Source organism: Hymenobacter sp. BT18, assembly GCF_012273015.1.
Lineage (GTDB): Bacteria > Bacteroidota > Bacteroidia > Cytophagales > Hymenobacteraceae > Hymenobacter > Hymenobacter lutimineralis.
The window spans coordinates 3,078,689-3,101,710 of record NZ_CP050954.1 but is presented as its reverse complement, the minus strand read 5'-3'; the positions used below and the strand labels follow the sequence as shown (position 1 = coordinate 3,101,710).

General features: G+C 59.9%; 22 protein-coding genes and 1 tRNA gene. 13 read left to right on the top strand and 10 right to left on the bottom strand.

Annotated features, from left to right (window positions below; translation table 11 throughout):
• The first annotated feature begins 9 nt into the window (after nucleotides 1-9).
• Nucleotides 10-819, top strand: a complete 810-nt coding sequence (locus tag HER32_RS13320) for a hypothetical protein (protein WP_168682220.1) — start codon at nucleotides 10-12, stop codon at nucleotides 817-819.
• A gap of 52 nt (nucleotides 820-871) precedes the next feature.
• Here HER32_RS13320 and HER32_RS13315 read toward each other — a convergent pair whose 3' ends face one another.
• From HER32_RS13315 to HER32_RS13305, 3 genes are all read right to left on the bottom strand, one after another.
• Nucleotides 872-1,171, bottom strand: a complete 300-nt coding sequence (locus HER32_RS13315; RefSeq protein WP_168682219.1) for a hypothetical protein — start codon at nucleotides 1,169-1,171, stop codon at nucleotides 872-874.
• A 63-nt stretch (nucleotides 1,172-1,234) separates the two neighbouring features.
• The gene (locus HER32_RS13310; protein ID WP_168682218.1) at nucleotides 1,235-2,158 is read right to left on the bottom strand and encodes a PfkB family carbohydrate kinase; all 924 of its coding nucleotides are present in this window, start codon (nucleotides 2,156-2,158) and stop codon (nucleotides 1,235-1,237) included.
• Nucleotides 2,159-2,313: 155 nt separating this feature from the next.
• Nucleotides 2,314-2,389: transfer RNA gene (locus HER32_RS13305), tRNA-His, on the bottom strand.
• A 179-nt stretch (nucleotides 2,390-2,568) separates the two neighbouring features.
• On the opposite strand from HER32_RS13305, the gene HER32_RS13300 reads away from it, so the two are divergent.
• On the top strand, nucleotides 2,569-3,999 hold the full coding sequence (locus HER32_RS13300; RefSeq protein WP_168682217.1) for a DEAD/DEAH box helicase: 1,431 nt from the start codon (nucleotides 2,569-2,571) through the stop codon (nucleotides 3,997-3,999).
• Nucleotides 4,000-4,258: 259 nt separating this feature from the next.
• Here the strand turns inward: HER32_RS13300 and HER32_RS13295 are convergent, their stop codons facing one another.
• The 3 genes from HER32_RS13295 to HER32_RS13285 all read right to left on the bottom strand — a co-directional run bounded on the left by HER32_RS13295 (nucleotide 4,259) and on the right by HER32_RS13285 (nucleotide 6,454).
• Complete coding sequence (locus HER32_RS13295; RefSeq protein ID WP_232066254.1) at nucleotides 4,259-4,711, bottom strand: hypothetical protein; 453 nt, start codon at nucleotides 4,709-4,711, stop codon at nucleotides 4,259-4,261.
• 109 nt (nucleotides 4,712-4,820) lie between these two features.
• Nucleotides 4,821-5,495: a uracil phosphoribosyltransferase gene (gene upp / locus HER32_RS13290; protein ID WP_149072098.1), complete on the bottom strand. Its 675-nt coding sequence runs from the start codon at nucleotides 5,493-5,495 to the stop codon at nucleotides 4,821-4,823.
• Nucleotides 5,483-6,454 carry a GNAT family N-acetyltransferase gene (locus HER32_RS13285; protein ID WP_168682216.1) on the bottom strand — a complete coding sequence of 324 codons (972 nt, stop codon included), beginning with the start codon at nucleotides 6,452-6,454 and terminating at the stop codon, nucleotides 5,483-5,485. Before HER32_RS13285 ends, upp begins: the two co-directional genes overlap by 13 nt.
• A 107-nt stretch (nucleotides 6,455-6,561) precedes the next feature.
• Here HER32_RS13285 and HER32_RS13280 point away from each other — a divergent pair, with 107 nt between their 5' ends.
• Complete coding sequence (locus HER32_RS13280) at nucleotides 6,562-8,457, top strand: capsule assembly Wzi family protein (protein ID WP_168682215.1); 1,896 nt, start codon at nucleotides 6,562-6,564, stop codon at nucleotides 8,455-8,457.
• A 12-nt stretch (nucleotides 8,458-8,469) separates the two neighbouring features.
• Nucleotides 8,470-8,829 (top strand): ADP-ribosylation/crystallin J1, encoded by a 360-nt coding sequence (locus HER32_RS13275; RefSeq protein WP_168682214.1) that lies wholly within the window; start codon nucleotides 8,470-8,472, stop codon nucleotides 8,827-8,829.
• Between the two features lie 75 nt (nucleotides 8,830-8,904).
• On the opposite strand, the gene HER32_RS13270 is transcribed toward HER32_RS13275, so the two are convergent.
• Nucleotides 8,905-9,351, bottom strand: a complete 447-nt coding sequence (locus HER32_RS13270; protein WP_168682213.1) for a ubiquinol-cytochrome c reductase iron-sulfur subunit — start codon at nucleotides 9,349-9,351, stop codon at nucleotides 8,905-8,907.
• Between the two features lie 119 nt (nucleotides 9,352-9,470).
• Between HER32_RS13270 and HER32_RS13265 the strand changes: the two genes are divergently transcribed.
• The 4 genes from HER32_RS13265 to HER32_RS13250 all read left to right on the top strand — a co-directional run bounded on the left by HER32_RS13265 (nucleotide 9,471) and on the right by HER32_RS13250 (nucleotide 14,242).
• Nucleotides 9,471-11,315 carry an ABC transporter ATP-binding protein gene (locus HER32_RS13265; RefSeq protein ID WP_168682212.1) on the top strand — a complete coding sequence of 615 codons (1,845 nt, stop codon included), beginning with the start codon at nucleotides 9,471-9,473 and terminating at the stop codon, nucleotides 11,313-11,315.
• Between the two features lie 161 nt (nucleotides 11,316-11,476).
• A complete protein-coding gene (locus tag HER32_RS13260) occupies nucleotides 11,477-11,944 on the top strand; it encodes a hypothetical protein (protein ID WP_149072092.1) in 468 nt (155 codons plus the stop codon).
• Nucleotides 11,945-11,953: 9 nt separating this feature from the next.
• Entirely contained in the window at nucleotides 11,954-12,541 is a 588-nt protein-coding gene (lpcA, locus tag HER32_RS13255) for a D-sedoheptulose 7-phosphate isomerase (RefSeq protein WP_168682211.1), read from the top strand.
• Nucleotides 12,542-12,703: 162 nt separating this feature from the next.
• Nucleotides 12,704-14,242 (top strand): YifB family Mg chelatase-like AAA ATPase, encoded by a 1,539-nt coding sequence (locus HER32_RS13250; protein WP_168682210.1) that lies wholly within the window; start codon nucleotides 12,704-12,706, stop codon nucleotides 14,240-14,242.
• 76 nt (nucleotides 14,243-14,318) lie between these two features.
• Here the strand turns inward: HER32_RS13250 and HER32_RS13245 are convergent, their stop codons facing one another.
• Entirely contained in the window at nucleotides 14,319-16,280 is a 1,962-nt protein-coding gene (locus HER32_RS13245) for a right-handed parallel beta-helix repeat-containing protein (RefSeq protein ID WP_168682209.1), read from the bottom strand.
• A gap of 271 nt (nucleotides 16,281-16,551) precedes the next feature.
• On the opposite strand from HER32_RS13245, the gene HER32_RS13240 reads away from it, so the two are divergent.
• Nucleotides 16,552-17,586, top strand: a complete 1,035-nt coding sequence (locus tag HER32_RS13240) for a quinone-dependent dihydroorotate dehydrogenase (RefSeq protein WP_168682208.1) — start codon at nucleotides 16,552-16,554, stop codon at nucleotides 17,584-17,586.
• Nucleotides 17,587-17,658: 72 nt separating this feature from the next.
• Here the strand turns inward: HER32_RS13240 and HER32_RS13235 are convergent, their stop codons facing one another.
• Together HER32_RS13235 and HER32_RS13230 are read right to left on the bottom strand one after the other, a co-directional pair.
• Nucleotides 17,659-18,309, bottom strand: a complete 651-nt coding sequence (locus HER32_RS13235) for a hypothetical protein (RefSeq protein ID WP_149072087.1) — start codon at nucleotides 18,307-18,309, stop codon at nucleotides 17,659-17,661.
• A gap of 149 nt (nucleotides 18,310-18,458) precedes the next feature.
• Nucleotides 18,459-19,568: an acyloxyacyl hydrolase gene (locus HER32_RS13230; RefSeq protein WP_168682207.1), complete on the bottom strand. Its 1,110-nt coding sequence runs from the start codon at nucleotides 19,566-19,568 to the stop codon at nucleotides 18,459-18,461.
• Between the two features lie 180 nt (nucleotides 19,569-19,748).
• Here HER32_RS13230 and HER32_RS13225 point away from each other — a divergent pair, with 180 nt between their 5' ends.
• The 4 genes from HER32_RS13225 to HER32_RS13210 all read left to right on the top strand — a co-directional run bounded on the left by HER32_RS13225 (nucleotide 19,749) and on the right by HER32_RS13210 (nucleotide 22,932).
• Nucleotides 19,749-20,495: a porin family protein gene (locus HER32_RS13225; RefSeq protein WP_168682206.1), complete on the top strand. Its 747-nt coding sequence runs from the start codon at nucleotides 19,749-19,751 to the stop codon at nucleotides 20,493-20,495.
• A 157-nt stretch (nucleotides 20,496-20,652) separates the two neighbouring features.
• Nucleotides 20,653-21,333, top strand: coding sequence for a porin family protein (locus tag HER32_RS13220; RefSeq protein WP_168682205.1), 681 nt, complete (start codon nucleotides 20,653-20,655; stop codon nucleotides 21,331-21,333).
• A 198-nt stretch (nucleotides 21,334-21,531) separates the two neighbouring features.
• Entirely contained in the window at nucleotides 21,532-22,200 is a 669-nt protein-coding gene (locus tag HER32_RS13215; protein ID WP_168682204.1) for a porin family protein, read from the top strand.
• Between the two features lie 135 nt (nucleotides 22,201-22,335).
• Nucleotides 22,336-22,932: a porin family protein gene (locus HER32_RS13210; protein WP_168682203.1), complete on the top strand. Its 597-nt coding sequence runs from the start codon at nucleotides 22,336-22,338 to the stop codon at nucleotides 22,930-22,932.
• The last annotated feature ends 90 nt before the right edge of the window (nucleotides 22,933-23,022 follow it).

The window sequence follows — 23,022 nt, the reverse complement described above, 5'->3', positions numbered from 1 at the left end:
AGTACTCCCATGCTTACCGGGCGCTCTTTCTCTTTTCCCTGGCAGTTGGCGCTGGTTCCGCTGGCGGCCTGCTCCTTGCGCATGCAGCCCAAGGAGGTGCCCAAACCAGACCCTACCCAGCCACCCCTCAAAAAGGCCACCCCCCGCCCCGTGTACCGCTGGGCCCACCTCGACACGCTGGTGCTGGAAGGCGGCCGGGTTCTTCAGCTTTACCCCGCTCCGCCCTCGGTGTATGAGCGGCTGCCAGCCCCGGAATGGCTGCCCACGGCCGCCACCGCCGAGGCGGAGGAGGCGGACCTGGATGTGGTGGCGGAGGAACGGCGCCGCCTGCAGGGTGCAGGCCCCCGGGTACGCCGCTCGGGCCGGACGCTGCTGCTGCAGCCCGCTAAAGGCGTACCTCTGCGCTTGGTGGATAATCCTGCGGAAGACTACGAAGTCAACATAGCTTACGAGTACGTCGCAGCATTGCCCAACATCAAGCAGTGGCTGGTGTCGGTGCACTTGTACGAGGGCGGCTATTATATGCTCGTCAACCAGCAAACGGGACGACGCACGCGGGTGTGGAGCCCGCCCGCCGTAGCCCCCGATGGGCGGCATTTCGTGTGCGGCAACTCCGATGTGCTGGCCCGCTACGAGCCCAGCGGCCTGCAGGTGTGGGAAGTGGAAGGCACTTCCCTGCGCCTGCTCTGGCAGCGGCAAACGGAATGGGGCCTCAGCCAGCCCCGCTGGCTCGACAACCGCACTATCCTGTTCAACCAAGACTACTTTGACAAGGGCGACGTAGATACTCGCGTGATGCGCCTGGCCGTGGTTCCATAAAAAAAGCCCGCTGGTCTCGACCAACGGGCTTTTTTTATGGAAATCAATAGCGTTAATCAGCTTTACGGCCGGGGCCTTTCTGGCTTTTATCAACCGACATTGGCCAGTTGCCCTGCGGATTGTTGCGGGGCTTATTGGTAGGCGAGTGGCGCTGCTCATAAGCATTGCCCCCGGGCGTATTATTCTTGACTTGATTACCAGCCTGGGTAATAAAGTTCTGATTGAGGTTCTGGGTTTGGTTGCCGCCGCTGCCCGAGTGATTACGGGTTTCGGGGTCTACCGCGTTGCTTTCCGGCCGGATAGCATCGGGGCCCAGAGCGGAATCCTTTTTATCTTCTTTATGCTTAGACATGGCGAAGGCGTTTAGGGTGTAAACGAATACGTTCTTTTACCCCAACCGCCCGCCGAAGGTTGTCTAAGCCGGCGTTTCTTCTACGCGCACCAGCTCCCCAAATTGCTTTTCGCGGGCCGCAATTTCTTCTTTGGTGAGGTTGAGCAGGCGCTCCGTCCCGAACTTCTCCACGCAGAACGAGGCCATAGCCGAGCCATGAATAACGGCCCGCTTCATGTTCTCGAAGCTGATGTCGTCGGTGGCGGCGAGGTGGCCGATAAAGCCGCCCGCGAAGGTGTCGCCAGCGCCGGTGGGGTCGAAGACTTCTTCCAGGGGCAGGGCCGGGGCGAAGAAGATCTGATTTTTGTGGAACAGCAAGGCGCCGTGCTCCCCTTTCTTGATGATGAGGAACTTGGGACCCATGGCCAGAATTTTCTTGGCGGCCTTCACCAACGAATATTCCCCGGACAGCTGCCGGGCTTCTTCGTCGTTGATGCTGAGTACGTCCACCATTTCGATGGTGGTTAGCAGCTCATCCAGGGCAATGTCCATCCAGAAGTTCATGGTGTCCATTACGATGAGCTTGGGGCGGTTGACGAGGCGCTGAATCACGAGGCGCTGAATCTGGGGCGTGAGGTTGCCCAGCATCAGGTACTTGCAATCCTGGTACGAGTCGGGCAGCACTGGGTCGAAGTCGGCCAGCACGTTGAGCTCCGTAACCAGGGTTTCGCGCGAGTTCAAGTCGTTGGCATACTTGCCCGACCAGAAGAACGACTTCTCCCCTTCCTTGATCTGAAGTCCTTCGGTATCGACGCCGTGCTCCTGAAGCAGCAGAATATCTGACTGCGGAAAATCGTCGCCCACTACCGCCACCAGCTTCACTGGCTTAAGGGAGTACGAGGCCGACAGCCCAATGTAGGTAGCGGCGCCACCAATGATTTTGTCGGTTTTGCCGAAAGGCGTTTCCAGGGCGTCGAAGGCGACGGTGCCGATAACAACCAGACTCATAGAGAAAAGAAAAAAGGTGAGGCGTGCAAAAGTACTACTGTCGCGCTAACATGGCCCAGGCGCAAATCCTTCCTTCCGGCCGGATAAAAGCCCTGCGCGCTAGCCCGGAACGCAATAAAAAAAGCCTCTACCGGAGTGGCGAGGCCTTTTTTGGTGGGTAAATAATGGGGCTCGAACCCACGACCTTCGGAATCACAATCCGACGCTCTAACCAGCTGAGCTATATCTACCGTGTTGGGTATTGGAGTCACAAAAGTAGCGCCCCTGCATCGATATGCAAAAAAACGCGCCATTTTTTTTCAGACTTAGCAGCAAGTCGCTGACCACCTGAGTGCCGCCACGAAGCCCGAAATGCGCGGTACCGCCCGTATTCCCCGTACCTTTGTCCTTTCATCAAGCTGCCGAGTACCATGTCTGAGCCCACGCCCACCGCCACCTTTGCCGATTTCAAGCTGAACAAACAGCTGCTGACGGCCGTGGCCGAAGCCGGTTTTACCGAGCCCACCCCCGTGCAGGCGCAAACTATTCCGCTGCTGCTGGCGGGCCACGACGTGCTGGGCATTGCCCAAACCGGCACGGGCAAAACGGCAGCTTTTGGCCTGCCCCTGCTGATGAAGGTGAAGTATGCTCAGGGCACGCACCCCCGCGCCCTCATTCTGGCCCCCACCCGGGAGCTGGCTATGCAGCTGGAAAACCACCTGCAGCGCCTGGCTACCTATACCGACCTGCGCATTTTTGCTATCTACGGCGGTCTGGGGCCCAAGACGCAGATTGAAACCATTGCCAAGGGCGTAGATATTCTCATTGCCACGCCCGGCCGCCTCATGGAGCTGTACCTCAAAGGCGACTTGGTGCTGAAAGAGCTGAAAACCCTCGTGCTGGATGAGGCCGATAAGATGATGGACATGGGCTTTATGCCCCAGATCCGGCGCATTCTGGAAGTTATTCCGCGTAAGCGCCAGAACGTGCTGTTTTCAGCCACCATGCCGGATAAGGTCACGGAGCTGAGCGGGGAGTTCCTGGAATTCCCGATTCGGGTGGAGGTGACGCCCGCCGCTACCTCGGCCCAGAACGTGAGCCAGGAGCTATATGAGGTGCCTAACCTCGTCACCAAGATTAATCTGCTGGAATACTTGTTCCTGGACTGGGACACCTTTCACCGCGTCATGATTTTTACGCGCACCAAGGAAAACGCCGAAAATGTGGCCAGCTTCCTCAAGCGCAAAGCCCACGGCGAGGTGCGGGCTATTCACGGCAACAAAGGCCAGAACGTGCGCATCAACGCCATGGAGGCCTTTAAGGAAGGGGAAGTACGCTTTTTGGTAGCTACCGACGTAGCCGCCCGAGGCATCGATGTGCCCCAGGTAAGTCACGTCATCAACTTCGATGTACCCTTGGTGTACGACGACTACGTGCACCGCATTGGGCGCACGGGCCGGGCTCAGCACACGGGCGCGGCCATCACCTTTGCCAACGAGGCCGAGATGCACCACATCAAGCGCATTGAGGAATTGATTCGGCAGCCCATTCCACTGCTGCCGCTGCCGCCGGAAGTACAGGTAGTGGAAACCCCCTTCGAGGAGCAGCAAACCATGAACCGCGAGATGGACGACCGGCGTAAGCGCGAGGACCCCAATTACCAGGGCGCTTTCCACGACCGCAAAGAGTGGGTGAAACCCGGCGAAACCATCGACAAACGCACCGGCCGCACCTACGAAGCCCGACCCAACCGCAGCCAGAAAGGCAGCAAGGTCAACCCCTCCAAGGGCAAATCGTCATCCCCCGCCGCCAAAGCGGCCCGGGCCGCCCACGGCCGGGCCGAGCACCGCCGCAAAAAGTAACCCACGGATTCGCGCGGATTTTTCGGATTGCACGGATTTCGTAGACGATTCGCTTATCAGCAAAAACGCCTCGCATGTAGCGGGGCGTTTTTGTTTCAGGAGCTTTCATCCTGAACGGAGCTATTCCAACGTAATAAGGTCCTTCGCTGTGCTCAGGATGACATAGAACAAGAAGATGCACATGGTAAGCGGCTTCCTTGCTGAACGACACCCATCCACGCAATCCGTGCAATCCGAAAAATCCGTCCGAATCCGTGGTTCAGTGCTGAAAGATGGGTAGGTGGCTGAAGCGCACGGCTAGCAGCGTTATAGCGCCTCCCCATAAAGCGGCACTCCATAGCATATGCACCAAAATGCGCCAGCGGGGTACGTGGAGCTGCGTGGCAATAACAGTTCCGCCGATGGGGCTAAACAGGATGGGCGTGAGAAAGGCAATGCCCACCATCCCGAAACGGCGGTAAATGCCCACGATGCGGCGGCTGCGGCGGCTAAACAACGGCTTGCCTTTCTCCTCCCGCTTGCGCCGCAGGTGCAGCGCCCAGGCCTTTCCCACGCCCGAAATCAGCAGGACCGTCGTCATCATGCCGGCCACCGTGAGGCCCCACGTAAGCCCCGCCGGCACGCCCGCCGCTACGCCCGCCACTGGCCCAGCCACGAACTTGAACATGCTGATAACGAAAACAGAAATGTATTTAAGCAGCTCGGGCAGCACAGCGTAGGCAGCGAATAGAAATGAAGCAGGAGGTGTTAGCAGGCAAGCAGATTCGACAACGGGGTCGGCTAGCGTAGGGCAAAGTATCAGGCGTGGCTGGCAGGCGCGCCTACAGCTTGCTGCCGTAGGATAAGTCGCCGGCATCACCCAGGCCGGGCACAATGTATGCCTGGGCATTCAGGCCTTCATCGATGGCGGCTACCCAAAGCGTGGCTTCCGGAATTTCGCGGGTGATGTAGGCCACCCCTTCCGGGCTGGCAATGACGGCGGCTATGTGCACCTGCCGGGGCGTACCAAAGCGCAGCATGGCCCGGTACGTTTGCACCAGGGACTTGCCCGAGGCCAGCATGGGGTCGGCCAGAATCAGTACCCGCTCATCCAGGCTCGGGGCCGACAGGTAATCGACTTGGACCTGCACCTGGGCCGTGCCCTCAATGCGGTAGGCAGCGGCAAAGGCTGAGGGCGACTGGTCGAAATAATTCAGAAAGCCCTGATGAAACGGCAGGCCAGCCCGCAGAATGGTAGCCAGCACCGGAAAATCCTGCAGCAGCATGCCCGTAGACTGCCCCAGCGGGGTAGCCACCGTCTGGTGCGTATAGCTGAGCTGGGAGCTAATGCGGTAGGCAATAATTTCGCCCAGGCGCTGCAGGTTGCGCCGGAACCGCAGGGAGTCGCGCTGCTTTTCTACGTCGCGCAGCTCCGCCAGAAAGTGATTCGCCACGGAGGGCTCGGCGCATACCACGTGTACACGTTCGGAAATAGCGGGGGGCGTTAGCGCATCCATTGCAGATACCAGGGACGTTGAGTGAAAGAAAGGGCCGCGTAGCATACGGGCGTGGCCCCGAAATTGGCGAAAAAACGAGCAATTGACGGTATCATACTGCCCTCAAAATCGAGGATGAGCCCGGGCGTACCCGCGTGCCGTCGGATGGCGGCGTCCAGTAATACTAACGGAGCCGCAGCCTTTTTACCTTCCGGAGAAGCGGCCGCAAATAAATAAATCAGCCGCTGGCGGTAGCGTACAAACAACGCCCCGGCCAGCAACGCGCCCGTGCCTGGCTGGCGCGCCTCGTACACTTCCAGCAGGTTGCGCTGCCGTAGGGCAATGATAAGCCGCCGCAACGTCCGGTAGTGGCGGGGTTTCAGGCCGGCTTCCGGCCCTTTGGTTTGCTGAAAAAGCTGCAGCAGCGCCTCCGCGTCGGCCGTGTCGGCTATTGCTAATGGCGCACTGGCATTTTCGTGCTGGCGCAGGCGGCGGCGGTAGTCGGCGGCATAGGTGGCGCGCAGCACGTCGTAGGGCGCTTCCAGCGGCAGATGATACGTCTGGCGGCGCTGAACCAGCAAAGAAGGCTTTCCCACGTGGCCTAGCAGCAGCTGCGTCGGGTATTTGTTGGCGTCGTTGAGCTGGGCGTAGAACCGGGTATACCGGGGAATTAACCTATCCATGTTCAACATCGATAGGCTAGACAACTGCCCGGCCTCTTCCGCGCGGCTGTAAGCACCCAGCTGTTGAGTAAACAACGGCTGATATACTTCCCAGCCCCCGAGGCGCCACTTCACCGGCAAGGGCCACACGGCCAGGTAACGACCGGTGCTGGCCTCTACTTCCACCAGCGCATCCCAGCGGCCAGCCGTGGCGTGCAGCCACCAGGAGCAGGCATAGGGCAGCCCTTCCCGGGCCGAGGCCACGCAGGCATCCCAGGCGGTTAAATCCAGTTCTCGGTAGCGAAGCAGGCGCGGCACCCGGCAAAGGTACTGGCTCCGGGGCACACCGGGTACGCCGGTATTCGCGCCAAGTACGTAGGTTTACCGACCTGTTCGCCCGTTTTGCGTAAGGGGCTCTGCTACCTATGAAAAAACCGCTCCTCCTTCTCGCGCTTGGAACCCTGCTCGCTCGGCCGGGCACGGCTCAGACCGACTCGACCAGCACGGCTCCCGGCACCCCCGCATCGGGCACCGCGCCGGCGGCTTCGCCCTGGAAAATATACTCCGACCCGCCTGCGCCCGACCGCCGAACGGAGCGGGCCGCTACCCGGTCTACTACCCACGAGACCGGGCCGGGGCTGACGCCCGCTGCCGGCTATGACGGCCGCCAGGGCTCCACCTACGTGCCACTCGATGCCGATGTATATCGGCTCATTGACCGCTACTCCCTTAAGCTCGGGGCCGACTCCCTGCACGACCCGCACACGGCTGTGCGCCCCTACCCGCGCGCCGTGGTGGCCCGCCTGGCCGAGCGGATGCTGCGCGACAGCGCCGCGGGCCTTTCCCGCGCCGACCGGTTTAACCTGCGCTACCTGCTTCGCGACAACTGGGCCTATACCCGCCAGGATTCCGGCCTGAACGAAAGCCGTCAGCCTATTCTCAAACACTTCTACAAACGGCCCTCTGATCTGCTGGCCGTAGAAACACCCGATTTCACCCTGCGCATAAACCCCGTGCTGGGGTTGCAGGCTGGCCGGGATACTGACATCGATGGGCTACGCTACATCAATACCCGCGGTGTGCAGGTAGAAGGTACCATCGACGAGAAGCTGGGCTTTTACACGTTCCTGGCCGACAACCAGATGGCCGTGCCGGAATACGTGCGCCAGCGCATTTTGCGCGACAATATTGTGCCGCATGAAGGCTACTGGAAACGCTTTAAGGATAAGCCCGGACAGTACGATTTCCTCTCGGCGCGGGGCTACGTAACCTACGCCGCTTCCAAGCACATCAACGTACAGTTGGGCCACGACCGGAACTTCATCGGTAACGGCTACCGCTCCCTGATTTTGTCGGACTACGCGGCTCCGTATTTCTACCTGAAGCTGAACACCCGCATCTGGAAGTTCAACTACCAGAACCTGTTTGCGGAAATGACGGCTGATAAGGCCAATGCCGACACCATTTACCAGAAGAAGTACTTCGCCCTTCACCACCTGAGCCTCGACGTGACGCCTAACTTCAACATTGGCGTGTTTGAGTCGGTGGTGTTTTCGCGGGGCAAGGGGCGCTTCGAGCTCCAGTACCTGAACCCAATTATCTTCTACCGTAGCGTGGAGCAGCAACTGGGCTCCAACGACAACGCCCTGCTGGGCCTCGACTTCAAGTGGAACCTCTTCCACACGGCCCAGCTCTATGGGCAGGTGATGCTGGATGAATTCAAGATCAGTGAAATACGTGCCGGTAAAGGCTGGTGGGGCAACAAGCAGGCCTTCCAGTTAGGAGCCAAATACATTGACGCGGCCGGTATCCGCAACCTCGATCTACAGGCTGAGTTCAACTACATCCGGCCCTTCACCTACCAGCACGACGACAAGTTCCGCAACTACCAGCACTACGACCAGCCCCTGGCCCACCCCATGGGGGCCAACCTCTGGGAAATATTGGGCGTAGTGAGCTACCAGCCCCTGCCGCGCCTGAACATCGTAGGCAAGGCCTTCTACTCCGAGCAGGGCCTCGACCGGCAGGTGAACCTGGATTTTCCGCCTTACACCGGGTACATCAACTACGGCGGCAATGTGCTGAACTCCTACCTCACCCGCCCCGGTGAGTACGGCTTTTCGGTGGGCAGCGGCAACCGTTCCCGCCTGTTTCATGGCGACCTGACGGCCACCTACCAGGTACGCCACAACCTCTGGCTGGATGTAACCCAGATTGTGCGCAACCGCTCCTCTGCCCAGCCCACCGCCCTCGAAGGCAACGAAGCCTACTCGGCCCTGAGCTTGCGCTGGAACATCGCGCAGCGCGTTCATGAGTTTTAAGCCACTGCTCCCGTGCGCCACGACCCAGCCACCATTTTGCTGTACCGCCCCGTCAACCAGCAGGAGCTGGACCTGATTGCGGCCTCCGGCTGGCTGGAGTTTCCGCCGCGCTTGCCCGAGCAGCCCATCTTCTACCCGGTGCTGAATGAAGCGTACGCCGCGCAGATTGCCCGCGACTGGAACGTGCCGTACTACGGCGTAGGCTACGTGCTGCGCTTTGCTCTTGATGCTGATTACGCGGCCCTGTTCCCCGTCCAAAACGTGGGCGACCGGCAACACGACGAGTTGTGGGTGCCTGCGGAGGAGTTGGTCGAGTTCAACCAGCATATCCAGGGCCGCATCGAAATCGTCAGCATTTTCAAGCCGGAATAGCCCGCGTCAAGGCTGACTTACTACCAAAAAGAGGCCCCGGCTATAGCAGTCGGGGCCTCTTTAGCTCACGGGGGCCTAGCTGGTCACACGCAGGGTGTTGCCCGTTTGGGTCACGGTATACTTGGTCAGGGCCCGGGCCGCTGGTCCGTTCGAAACGGTGCCGTCGGGCTTGAAGGCCGAGCCGTGGTTGGGGCAGATAAATAAATTCTGGGCCGGGAAAAATGCTACGGGCGTACCCTGATGGGTGCAGGGTGCCTGCACCGCCAGGTAGGTGTCGGCGGTGGTTTTGGCCACAATCACCTGCCCATCGGCCCCGTACACGTACCCGATGGCGGGATCCTGCAAGGCCGCGTTGGCGGCCGCGCTGAGGTCCAGGGTGAAGTCGATTTTGGTGGGGCCCGGAGTGGTACCTGGCCCGGGCTTCACCTCTTCTTTGTCGCTGGAGCAGCCGCCCAGGCAGCCCCCACTCAGCAGCGCCACGGCGCCCAGGCCGAAAAGCTGAATAAATTCTTTGCGTTCCATACAGTATAGGGAGGAGAAAGGCGTGTACCCGGGTAACGGGCTTCTGTTACCTTCTCGGCTTCGGAGTCGAATTGGTTGCCTGCCTTCCCGGCAAATGCCGGTACCTTTGCTGCTTCCTTATGAAGACTTACCTCCGCATTCTGCAGTTTGCCCGCCCCTGGGCCGATTTTCTGCCGCTGTACCTGCTGTATACCATTCTGGGCATCTTCTTCGGCATCGGCAACCTGGCCCTGGTGATTCCCATGCTGAATGTGCTGTTTGAAACCACCAGCAAGCTGGCGGTACCGGAGCACCTCCCCGCTTTTGCCCCCACCCTCGACTACGTTACGGGCACCTTCAACTACTTCTTTGCCCAGATCATTGCCCAGCACGGCAAGCTCGGCGCTTTGCTGTTTGTGTGCCTGGTGCTGATTACCTCGGTGTTTTTCAGCAATGTGTTCCGCTACCTGAGTTTGCGTATAGCCGCCCGGGTGCGCGCCCGGGTTATCCGCAACATGCGCCGGACGCTTTACAACCGCGTCATTCAGCTCCAGCTGGGCTTCTTTGCCACCGAGCGCAAGGGCGACCTGATGTCACGCTTCACCAACGACGTGCAGGAAGTGGAAATTTCGGTGGTGAATACATTGCAGGCCGTGGTGCGCGACCCGCTGACCATTGTAGGCTACTTCGTGGTACTGTTCTACATGTCGGTGAAGCTCACGCTGTTTACGCTGATTTTGCTGCCGCTGTCGGGCGGCATAATTGCGGGCCTGGCCAAACGCCTGCGCAACCAGGCCAAAACCAGCCAAAGCACCCTGGGCTCCATGCTCTCCGTGATTGATGAGACGCTGGGCGGCATGCGGGTAATTAAGGCCTTCAATGCCCAGGAATACATCAAGGGGAAGTTTGAGCAGCAAAACGACCAGTATGCCCAGGCCTCCCGGCGTATTGATAACATCCGGGACCTGGCCTCCCCTTTTTCTGAGTTTGCCGGGGTACTGGTAGTGGCCGGGCTGCTGTACTTCGGGGGCACCCTTATCCTGGGGGGAAACTCCGACCTGCAGGCGGCCTCCTTCATTGCCTATATCATCATGTTCTCGCAGGTGCTCACGCCTGCCAAGTCCCTGTCGGCATCCTTCGGCAATATCCAGCGCGGACTGGTAGCCGGCGAGCGGGTGCTGAGCATTATCGACGTAGAGCCCACCGTGCGCGACACGCCCGACGCGCAGGTATTGCCACCCTTTCAGCACCAGATTGAGCTGCGCAACCTGCAGTTCAGCTACGGCGACAACGTGGTGCTGCACGATATCAACCTGACCATCGAAAAAGGCAAAACGGTGGCGCTGGTGGGCCCCAGCGGGGGCGGCAAAAGCACCTTGGCCGACCTGGTGCCGCGCTTCTACGACCCTACCGCCGGCCAGATTCTCATCGATGGCCACGACCTGCGTGGGGCCACTATCCACTCCGTGCGCGACCAGATGGGCATTGTAACCCAGGAAAGCATTCTGTTCAACGACACGATATTCAACAACATCCGCTTTAACCAGACCGATGCCACGGAGGAAGAAGTGGTGCGGGCGGCCCAGATTGCCAATGCCCACGACTTCATCACGGCCACGCCCGAGGGCTACCAAACCCTGATTGGCGACCGGGGGGCCCGCCTTTCCGGCGGGCAGCGCCAGCGCCTGAGCATTGCCCGGGCTGTGCTGCGCAACCCGCCCATTCTTATTCTCGACGAAGCCACCTCGGCCCTCGACACGGAAAGCGAAAAGCTGGTGCAGGAAGCCCTGATGCGCTTGATGCAAAGCCGGACCTCGTTGGTTATTGCTCACCGCCTGAGCACCGTGCAGCACGCCGACGAGATTGTGGTGCTGCAGCACGGCCGCATTGTGGAGCGGGGCACGCACGAGGAGCTGCTGCGCAACGAAAACGGCCTGTACAAACGTCTGAGTTTGCTGCAAACCAGCCCCAACCCTCTACAGTAAGGCGACGGAAGGCAGCGCGCCTGGTTGGTTGCGGCATAGTACAATCGTCGGTGGCAATTTGCCGTATAGCCTCCTGCTCATCTAATCTTCTCTATATTTAGCCTCTACCGTAGCCTGGCACGTACTACGGCTAATTTTTTCATCTCAGCCTGACCTCTCCCATGCTTGCTCTGAAACGTTTGGTGACCATTCTGGTAATGGTATTTGTGCTGCTGGCGCTGCTGGTCTTGCTCGTACCCTCGGTGCGCAGCAGCTTCGCCAGCATGGCCGGCTCCTACGAATCTCTGTACTTCGGGCTGCTGGTTACGGCCGTGGTATTGCTGGCCCTGCAGCTTATTACCGAAAACCTGGACAGCACCCTGCTGCGCCGCAACATCAGCCTGCACGAGGGCAAGATCAACGAGCTGAAGGCCCGCCTCTACGACCAGCAAATGGAGCTGCGGGAGCGGGAGTTTCAGCAGCGCCCCGGCACCGTGCCCGGCACGACTACCTACCCCGACCCGACCCCTGAGCCCAGCCGGCCCGTTTTCCCGCAGTCGGACCCCAGTTTGTCGAATGCTCCCATCGACCAGCCTAACTCCATTATTCCGCCCAACAAGCCTGGCTCACCACAACCGCCGTTGCGGTAACTTTGCGGCGTGACTACCTCGCTAACTACCCTTATCCGCGCCGAGCTGACGGAGGCGCAAGCCGTCCTCGACCGTTTTGTGCAAGATCCCGCCAGCCTGGCGGCCATTGAGCAGGCTGCCCGCCTGATGGCGGCGGCCCTCTCCGCGGGCGGCAAAATTCTGACCTGCGGCAATGGCGGCTCCCTCTGCGACGCCCAGCACTTTGCCGAAGAGCTCACCGGCCGCTACCGCCAGAACCGCCGCGCCCTGGCCGCCATTGCCCTCACCGAGGCTTCCCACATGAGCTGCGTGGCCAACGACTTTGGCTACGACCACGTGTTCAGCCGCTTTGTAGAAGCCCTGGGCCGCCCCGGCGACGTACTGCTGGCCATCAGCACCAGCGGCAACTCCCCCAATGTTTTGCTGGCCGCCCAGGCCGCCCGCGAAGCCGGTATGCGCGTAGTGAGCCTCACGGGCAAGGACGGCGGCCAGCTGGCCGGTATCAGCGACGTGGAAATTCGCGCCCCACACGCGGGCTACGCCGACCGGATCCAGGAAATCCATATCAAGGCTATCCACATCCTGATTATGCTCATTGAGCAACTGGTAGAGGCGTAGCTTCTCCCTGGTATACCACGTAGCGCGAAGGCCCTGCACCCGAAAGAAAACGCCGTTAGCGCGTCCAATATCTTTCGGGTGCAGGGCCTTCGCACTGCTCTGGGTTACCATTTTATTTAGGCCGTTACGTATCTTCCCTGCGCCTCATTTATACTCTTTCCTATGCTTACCAAAACCTTCGGCTCGGCCGTGCAAGGAGTTAACGCCTATACCATTACCATTGAAGTAGTCGTTTCGCAGGGCACCAGCTTTTTCGTGGTGGGCCTGCCCGATAATGCTATTAAAGAAAGTCAGCAGCGGGTAGAGGCCGCCCTCAAGTTTCGGGGCTACCGCATGCCCCGCACGAAGGTGGTCGTAAACATGGCCCCCGCCGACATTCGCAAGGAAGGGTCTTCGTATGATCTGCCCATTGCACTGGGTATTCTGCATGCTTCCCAGCAGCTTACCACCGAGCGGCTTTCGGAGTACATCATCATGGGGGAGCTGGCCCTGGATGGGGAGCTACGGCCCATTAAAGGCGTGCTGCCCATTGCCATTCAGGCGCGCAAGGAAGGCTTTAAGGGCTTTATTCTGCCGCGGGAAAATGCCCAGGAGGCGGCCATCGTCAACAACCTGGATATTATTCCGGTAAGCTCCATGCAGGAAGCCGTTGATTTCCTGGAAGGCCGCCAGGCTATTGAGCCGGTGGTGGTTGATACGCGGGACGTGTTTCAGCACACGGCCAATCAGTACGCCGCCGACTTTGCCGATGTGCAGGGCCAGGAAAACATCAAGCGGGCCCTGGAAATAGCGGCGGCGGGCGGACACAACGTGATTATGATTGGGCCACCCGGCGCGGGCAAGACCATGCTGGCCAAGCGCCTGCCCAGCATCCTGCCCCCGCTGAACATGCAGGAGGCTCTGGAAACTACCAAGATACATTCCGTAGCCGGCAAGCTGGGCGCCAACGCTTCCCTGCTGAACACGCGCCCTTTCCGCAGCCCCCACCACACCATTTCCGACGTGGCCCTGGTAGGCGGGGGCGGCAACCCCCAGCCCGGCGAAATCTCCCTGGCGCACAACGGGGTGCTGTTTCTGGATGAGCTGCCCGAGTTCAAGCGTACGGTGCTGGAGGTAATGCGCCAGCCCCTGGAAGAGCGCCGCGTAACCATTTCCCGGGCCAAGGTCAGCATTGATTTCCCGGCTAACTTCATGCTCATTGCCAGCATGAACCCATGCCCCTGCGGCTACTACAACCACCCAGAGAAGGAGTGCGTGTGCGGCCCGGGCGTGGTGCAGCGCTACCTCAACAAGGTGAGCGGCCCGCTGCTGGACCGCATTGACCTGCACGTGGAAGTGACGCCCGTGACGTTTGACCAGATGACGGAAACGCGCCGCTCCGAAGATAGTCGCACCATTCAGCAGCGCGTGACGGAAGCCCGGCAGCGGCAAGCTGAGCGGTTTCAGGCGTTTCCGGATATCCACTCCAACGCCATGATGCCTTCACAGATGGTAAAGGACGTATGCCGCATCGACCAAGCGGGGCTCACGCTGCTGAAAACGGCCATGGAGCGCCTCGGCCTATCGGCCCGGGCCTACGACCGGATCCTGAAAGTGGCCCGCACCATCGCCGACCTGGCGGGCACTCCCGAAATCGGGATTCAGCACTTGGCAGAAGCTATTCAGTACCGCAGCCTTGACCGGGAAGGCTGGGCTGGCTAAGCCACTTAGCTGTACCAAAAAGTCCCTTTCTCAGGCTGAGAAGGGGACTTTTTGCGTGGTAGTATGTCAGGTCAAATTACCGGGCCACTACTATTTGATGGCGCTGCCAGCCGCTGGCCGTGCGGGCGCGCAGCCAGTAGGGTCCTTCGGCTACGCTAGTCGGCAACTGCCAGCCCGCGGGGGTAGCGAGCAGCCGTATTACCCGCCCCTGCGCGTTGTAGAGGTAGGCTTCGGTGGCGGACACTGCCAGGTGTAGGTAGCCGGCCGCCGTTACCGGCACCGGGTACACGCCCGATGGTTGCGCCAATTGCCGGGTAGGGTCGGGTGGGCAAAGGCAGCCGTTCAGCGTCCAGACGGGAGAAAACGTGCTTTTGCCACCAGCATCCACCATTTGCAGGCGGTAGTAGCCATCCTGGCGGGTTGTTTTGTCGGTAAAGGCGTAGCTGGTGAGTGTGGTACTGGTGCCGGCGGCCGTTACCTGCCCCAGTTTACTAAACGTAGCGCCACCGTCGAAGCTGCGCTGCACCACAAAGTAGGCGGAGCCCGTTTCGGAGCTGGTGGCCCAGCTGAGCTGCACGCTGCGCTTAGCGGCGGTAGCGCTGTAGCGAGCCAGCACAAAAGCCGGGGCGGCCGCAGCCGAGGCTTCATGCAGGCCAATGCTGGGGGCCGTGCCCGAGCGGAGTGTCCCCCAGAAATCAGTATTGATGACCCCGAGCGGCGTGCCGGCCCGCCCCAATGGCGACGTAGTTGTTAGTCGGAAGTCGGCGGCCGTGCTGCCCGTGGGGTTTACAAATTGTGGGCCCACGGCTAGGCTGGCTGCGTGGGTACCGGTAGTGGGAATACCATCAACCCAGTCGTTGTGGCTGAACACCCAGGCGCCGGCGTTGCCCACCTGCAATCCTGGCTGGGTGCCCAGGCCATCCACCACATTGTTACGAAACTGGCTACCACCAGGGGTGGTGAATCCCGTTGGCACGGCATCTATGACCACGGCCGTGTTTTCGGCCCGCACAAACACATTGTAGGCCAAGGTGAGGTTCTGGTAGGTGTTGGAGGGCAGGTCGTTGTTGTGGGCTTCGCCGGGGGCGTAGCTGTGCCAGTACTTGAAGCTGGTGCTGCCGCCTACAACTAAGTTATTGGCAAACACCAGGTCGCGAGCGGGCTGGTTAGTGACACGGCCCTCCACAGCCACGGCAATGCCGTTGGGCAGGCGGTGGGTGTCGCGGCGGCGGTACAGGGTATCGGTAAGGATGATCTGGTTGCCCACGAAGCGGGCGTTCTGGCAGTTGTTTGCATAGAGGCCCACGCTGAACACGTTCCGAATCACGTTGCCTTCCACTACGGAGCCGTCCGTATCCTGCACGCTCAGGCCCTCGCCCCAGCTGTTGGCAATGGTAGTGCCACGCACTGTCCACCGGGCCGAGGGGCGACCATCAGACCAGCGCCAGGGCGCCACCGCCACGGGCCAGCCCCCCGTACGAATGGAGCCATCGGGGTTAAGCTGGTTTTCGTTCATCAGGCAGGCACGGTCTACCTGGCAGTTAAGGATGCGTACGTCGTCGCCGCTGCCGCCAATGGCCCGCTCGCGCACTTCCCGCACCGTGCAGTTATCGATGGTGATGTTGCGGGCATCTAGCAGGGCAATGCCCCGCCCGCCACTGTTTTGCAGCCGCAGCCCACTGATGCTGATATTGGTGGGCCCGTACAGATCGAGCAAGCCTGTTTGCAGGCCCAGACCCAAGGTGGTGCCATCCAGCACGGGTACCTGACCGGGATAGGCACACAGGCGCATGGGCTGCCCATCGGCGCGGGAAATAGAGCCCGCAAACCGCGCGGCGTAGGTGCCGCCCAGGAAGTAGAGGGTATCGTAGCCGCCCTGGCGAATTTTCCAGTCGTTGGTGGTGGTGAAATTGGCCCACGGAGCGGCTTTCGTGCCGGCATTGGCGTTGTTGCCCCAGGGCGCAAAGTACAGCCCCCGGGCCGAGGCCGTTGTCAGGCTTGTGAGGAAGATCAGGAGAAGGAAAAGGTTTCTTTTCATAGCGGAAAGAGGTTGGAGTGAAGAAAAGTATGGAAGTGGCAAGCTCCTTCGGCGGCCCCGACTGGTTAGCTAAGGTGGAGCGGTAATGCACCGCAGCTTCCATAGGCAGCGCAGCCGCGTAAGGAATTCGAAGGGCTGAAATCTAGGAAAATCCTTTTAATATCTTAAAATAATAATATTATATGTAGCTACCTGAATTGAGGCCCCGGCACCTCGGCTACCTGCATCAGGATTTTTATTCAGACTTTTGCCCGGCCCGTTGCGCCATGCCATGTACCACACTCTGCTTAAGCCCCTGCTGTTCCGCTTCGACGCCGAGAAGGCGCACCACCTGGTGTTCGACAACCTGAAGCGGGGCTACCGCCTGCCGGGCACCCCTGCCCTGCTGCGCCGGCTCTACGACTTTGAGCACCCTGCGCTGGCGCGTGAGGTATTCGGCCTGCCGTTCCGCAACCCTGTGGGCCTGGCTGCCGGCTTCGACAAGAACGCGGTGCTGACCGATGAGCTGGGCGCCCTGGGCTTCGGATTCGTGGAAATTGGCACCGTTACGCCGCGGCCCCAGCCCGGCAACCCTACCCCGCGCCTGTTTCGGCTGCCCGAGGACGAAGGCCTCATCAACCGGATGGGGTTCAATAACGAAGGTGCCGCCGCCGCCGCCGCCCGCCTCCACCTGCGGCGCGACCGGGGACTCATCATCGGGGGCAACATCGGCAAGAACAAGGACACGCCCAACGAACAGGCAGCCCAGGACTACATTGCCTGCGTGGAGGCCCTGCACGCCGAAGTTGACTATTTTGTGGTGAACGTTTCGTCGCCGAACACGCCGAACCTGCGCCAGCTGCAGGAGCGGGAGCCCCTTATCGATTTGCTCCAGCAGGTGCAGACCCGCAACCAAGCCCTGCCCCAGCCCCGTCCCCTGCTGCTCAAAATTGCCCCCGATCTGACCGACGGACAGCTCGACGACATCCTGCTCATTGCCCGCGAAACGCAGCTGGCCGGCTTGGTAGCCACCAATACGACCATCAGCCGGGAAGGCCTGCGCACTGCTCGTTCGCACGTCGAGCGGCTGGGTGCGGGCGGCTTGAGTGGCAGGCCGTTGCAGCAGCGCGCTACCAACGTTATTCGTTACCTCAGCCACCACAGCAGGGGCAAGCTGCCTATTATCGGCGTAGGCGGCATTCACTCCCCCCAGGATGCGCTGGAAAAGCTGACGGCGGGCGCTTCGCTCGTGCAGCTGTACACGGGCTTTATTTACGAAGGCCCCAGCCTGATCAAGCGCATCAACCAGGCGCTAGTGCAGCAGTAAACCAGGCAGAGTGTAGCGAAGCAGGACGTTCTTAGTGAACTACTCGAACTGATCTACGAGGAACTCACCATCTCACAACTTCACCGCTTTACCTTCCGGCGCGTAGCGGCGCTGCAGCCAGATCATGAGGGGCACCAGCACCAGCGTAGGCCAGAGGAAGTTGAGCGGAAACGGGATGAAGGAAAGGCTGGTGACGGAAAATGCCGAAACAGCGGCAATGTAGGAGCCCACAAACCCCGAAATGTGGTTGCGCAGCCACTGACCCGCCGGCCACGCTCCCTCTCGCCGGAAGCCTCGGAGCTGGCGCACCGTCGTGAACAGCCCGATGCCCCCGAACACCAGCGCCACCGGGTTGAACGGGCGGCTCAGCAAACCGTAGCCGATGGTGCCCAGGAAGATCAGCAGCCCCACGAGCACGCTCAGCCAGTCGTAGCGCGTGGGGAGCTGCCCGGCCCCCATGCGCTTGTGGTAGAGGGAGCGGTAGCCAAACTGCGCCAAATACAAGCTAAACACGCCCGTGAGCAGCAAAAAGGTTAGCCCCTGGAGGCTGGCCGATAGGATAGCCGTACTCCCGGCCACCACCATAGCCCAGAAAAACACCCGGCCCCAAAGCCGGTGGGCGGCCCCACCCTTGCGCACCAGCAAGGCAACGGGGGCCACAAAAAAACCGGTAAAACCCGCGGCAATGTGTAGCCAGCGGTTGAGCAGTAGCAGTGTTTCCATGAAGGGAGCCGTCGGCTAAGCGTTTGAAGAAGTAGGGCCCGAAGAAAGCCCGTGTTACCCAGGCTACCCGGCGTTTCTTACCGAAGCGTCAGTTCTGCCGCCTCAACTCTCTTAGCAGCTTATTCAGGCGAAACCTGCCCGCCGATGTCTTACAGCTTTGCCCCAAGTCGGAACTCCAGCACGTCGGCGGCACCGCGGTGCACTTTCAAGTCGAGGGCCCCGAACAGATGGTTCGTAAAGGCATATTTCAGACCGATTCGCTCGTAGTAGAACTTGTTGGATTTGTACGGATTATACAGGTAAAACCCCAGGTGGGTGCTGAAGGCCAGTTGCCCGAACAGCAGCTCGTGCCCAAGAAATACACCAGCTTTTTTCACATCGGGCAGCGGCCGGTCCAAGCGGGCCGTGTCGCGCAGCTCCGCCCGCAACGACCGGTCGTAAAAGCCTTCTACCCCTACCAGGAGGTTGCTTTTCCGGTTCAGCCGCTTGCCTCCGGCCACCGTCACGGAGTTCACCAGGTATTTGCGGGTGTCGGTTTCGTTGCGCTGCTTGTACCCAACGCTGGTGCTCAGGTTCAGGAAGAGCTTACCTAGCTCGGCGGGCGCGGGCGCGGGCGGCTGGTCCAGGGGCCGGAAAGGGCGCTGGGAGTGCAAATTCAGGCCCAGCACCAGCGTAGGCATGTTGATGCCCAGGTTGGGCTTGGTGGTGGCGCCGTTGGAATAGTGGTTTAGCCCCAGCCCGGCCAGCAGCCCCAGCCGGTTGGTCAGGGCCACGTCATACTCCACGCGGGTCAGGATCAAGGCGTTCAGCCGGGAGCTAACGAAGGTATTTTTGTGGTTGGCGCTTTGGTCGAAGGCCTGACTGAACCACCCTAGGCCCCCGCCCAGCCGAAAGTTTACTTCCTGACGGGCCGTGCGCCACAGGGATTTGCTCAGGTACACGCCCGCCCCGTAGCTGCGGCCCAGCGTGGTGGTGTGGTAATCATAGTACAGCAGGGCTAGGCCCACGCGCGGGTAGCGGTGCCAGGCATGCCAGGGCTGCTCACCCCGCGTCTGATGCTGCAGGTTCAGCTCGAAGCCGGTGGGGTGTGCCCGCACCAGGTGCTTTACTCGGGGACTGTGCGCGATGATGAAAGCGCCCTGGGCATAGGCCCCCACCACCACTGCCCGCGCGGGCTGTTGCCCCGCCGCCACTTGTGGCGCCAGGGCCCCCATCATCAATCCTACCCCCGCGTACCGGCGCAACGTCACACGCATCATAGCCGCCAAAATACTGCGGGTTTCGTTAGTTACCGCGCTTAGTGCAACCTCTCCAAGCCAAAATTGCTCCCTCAAGCAGATCATGCCGCCGCGCAACTCCCACCTTTGGCGTAACATTGTAGCCGAATGGCGCGGCCACCCCGACCGGGCTGGTTACCGGAGCGCCTGTTTTTCTATAGTATGTTGATTTCCGACTTGTTTCGTTTAGCAGCCAAAGGCTCGGCGGCGGCCGCCCTGCTCCTGCTTTCCTTTACGGCTTCGGCCCAGAATGCTGGCCGCCCCCGCCTGGGGCTGAAAACCGGACTGATGCTCAGCCGTCTTACCGGCAACGATGTGGACCAGCTGGGCGGCGAAAACTACCGCACCCGCACCGATGGACGGCGCCCCGACTTCTTTGTGAGCCTGGCCAGCACCATTCCCTTAAGCAGCACGGGCGTGTTTACCGTGGCGCCCGAGCTAAGCTTCAGCCGGAAAGGCTACCGCATGACCAACACGTCTCTAACCACCACGGGCCTGGAAGCAGGCGAGTCGCAGCGCGTGTTGCTGATGAAGCGGCGTCTGAATTACCTGGAGCTGCCTTTGGCCTTCCGCGTGAACACCAACGGCGGGCTATATTTTGAGCTGGGGCCCCAAGTGAGCTACCTGATCGGCAGCCAAACCGAAACCGAAACAACCCGCACCTTCGCCGACGGCCGGGAGGCTACCACCACAAACTCTACGGCTTCGTCGACGAGCGACGTGCAGGCCTTCGATTTTGGCGCCATTGGGGGCATGGGTTTTCAGCACCGCAGCGGGCTGACGATGGGGTTGCGCTACAGTCGGGGCTTTAAAACCGTGATTGAGCGGGACGCCCTGCCAGGGAAGCCCATCACCAACAACGACGCCATTGTGGTGCAAGTGGGCTATCTGCTGCAACTAGGCAAGTAGCCAGCCAGTTATCTTGGTTGCATATGGAGCAGGTCCGGCGGCCTGCTCTTTTTTTTGGCCGGAGTACGTCACTTTTCCTGAATAGCCCGTTTAAGGCCCAAAAACCGCTCCTGTTGGAGCAGTTCGTGCAATGTTTCACTAACCCCTTTGTTGCACCATGAAAAAGACTCCCCTCCTCGCCGTTGCCCTGCTGTCGGCTGCCGCTTTCTCTGCTACTTCTGCCCACGCTCAGGGCGTACGCCTGGGTGTAAAAGCCGGCGCTAACTACTCGAACCTGGCCGGCGACCTAACCGGCAAAGACAACTACGAATACAAGCTGGGCTTCCATGGCGGGGTGATGCTGAATGCCCCCCTGACCGACGACGGCTTCCTGTCGGTGCAGCCCGAGCTGCTCTTCTCGCAGAAAGGCTTCCAGTACGCCGATAAGGAATCGACCGACCAGAACGGCAACACCTACAAGACTGAAGGTAATATCAACTATAATTACCTCGATGTGCCGGTGCTGCTGAAAATAAACGCCGATGGGTTCTACTTCGAGGGCGGCCCACAGGTAGGCTACCTGCTGAGCGCCAAGAATAACATCGAAGTCAAGAATAAAACAACCGGCCAGCCAGTCACCGACATCAACAGAGACCTGAACATCGACAACGCTAAGCGTTTCGAGGTTGGCTATGCCGCCGGGCTGGGCTACCAGTCGGAGGCCGGTTGGATGGCCGGCATCCGCTACAACGGGGCTTTCACCAAGTTTGGCGATGAGAAGTACTCCAACGGCGAGCTCCGGGACGCTCGCAACTCCGTATTCCAGGCCTCAGTGGGCTACCTGTTCGGCGGCAAATAAGCGTCAACAGCATTGGTAAGGGCCGGCTTTTCTTGCAGAGGAGCCGGCCTCTTGCGTTCTGCTGTCCCTGCTAACCGGCACTCAGGCGCTTTCGCCCCTCAGCAGCCGCTTCCTGATAGCCCGGCAATAGGCTGGCACGCTTTTCGTTTTAGCGGCGGCATCGTGCAATCAATTCTCTAACCTAACTCCGTTGCACCCATGAAAAACACTTCTTTGCTTGTAGCCGCTGCTCTTGTGGCCGGCGCCCTGGCTTCTTCTTCCGCGCAAGCTCAGAGTATCCGCCTGGGATTTAAAGGCGGCGCCAACTACTCCAACCTCTCTGGCGATTTAGTCGATGAAAACCGCTTTCAGAACAAGTGGGGCGGCCACGGTGGCGTCATGGCTAACATAAGCTTCACTGACGACGGGTTCTTCTCAGTGCAGCCCGAGGTGCTGTACTCGCAGAAAGGCTTCAAGTTCGATGAAAGTGAGCTGTTCGGTCTAGTAAAGTACCAGGGTACTCGCACCTACAATTACATTGATGTGCCGGTGCTGCTGAAAATCAACGCCGATGGCTTCTTCTTCGAGGCTGGCCCCCAGTATAGCTACCTACTGAAGGTGAAAGACGACACCAAGCGTAGCTTCAACGGTGGCACTACCTACGCGGAGTATTCCGGCACCGAAGACCTCGATAAGGTAAACCGCAACGAAATAGGCTACGCGGCCGGGCTTGGCTACCAGTCCACGGCGGGCTTCCTGATAGGTGTCCGCTATAATGGCTCCCTTACCGATTTCGCCAAAGATGGCTACACCGGCGACGCCGATGTGCGCAACGCCCGCAACTCCGTGTTTCAGGCCTCAGTAGGCTACCTTATTCCCAGCAAATAAGCAGAGCGCAGAGCCACAAAAGCCCGATTTCCGGTCAGGAAATCGGGCTTTTGTGGCTCTGCCAGTAAGTAAAGCTACTCAATGCTACATAGCCATCTATCTTTGTCTATACTTTAGTCATCTACTATTTATTCTATGCGCATTTTAGCTGTTATCATAAGCATTGTATTATGGGTATACCAGCCAGTTATGGCGCAACGCCTGCAAGTAGGCGCCAAAGGAGGTGGAGTATTGGCTTTTGCCTCCGGCACCGATGCGAGTAATGGCGCGTTTCGCTTGGGAGGCCACGGCGGTTTGCTGACGCGGGCCGGAATAGGAAAGCACTGGAAACTGCAAACTGAGCTACTTTATACACAACGAGGCGACCGAACCCTGACGTATGGCCCCAGCATAGGATATCGACTCGACTATATACAAGTCCCATTGCTGGCTCAATATCATTGGGATGACCTCTTTTTTGAGGCAGGACCCACCGCCAGCCGGCTCCTTTTCGCTCACTCCAATACGGAAGAAATAACGCCGCTGGGCAAACGAATATTCAGACCATACGATTATGGTTACGCCTTAGGCTTTGGCTACCAAGATGCCACAGGCATTACAATTGGATGGCGATACAGCGCATCCATTACCCCGACATATAAAGCTGTGGATTTTTCGGTTTCCACAGAGCAAGTGCGTATTCATCATAATGCGGTAGAGTTTTATCTGGGGTATTTGCTGCAGGTTCGGTAACAGGCTGCGACACTCTCTCTGTACCATTTCACCTCCTCAGGCTCCTTGCATCCTTAGCTTGTAACCACCTAAAACAGGAACGCCCCGCCG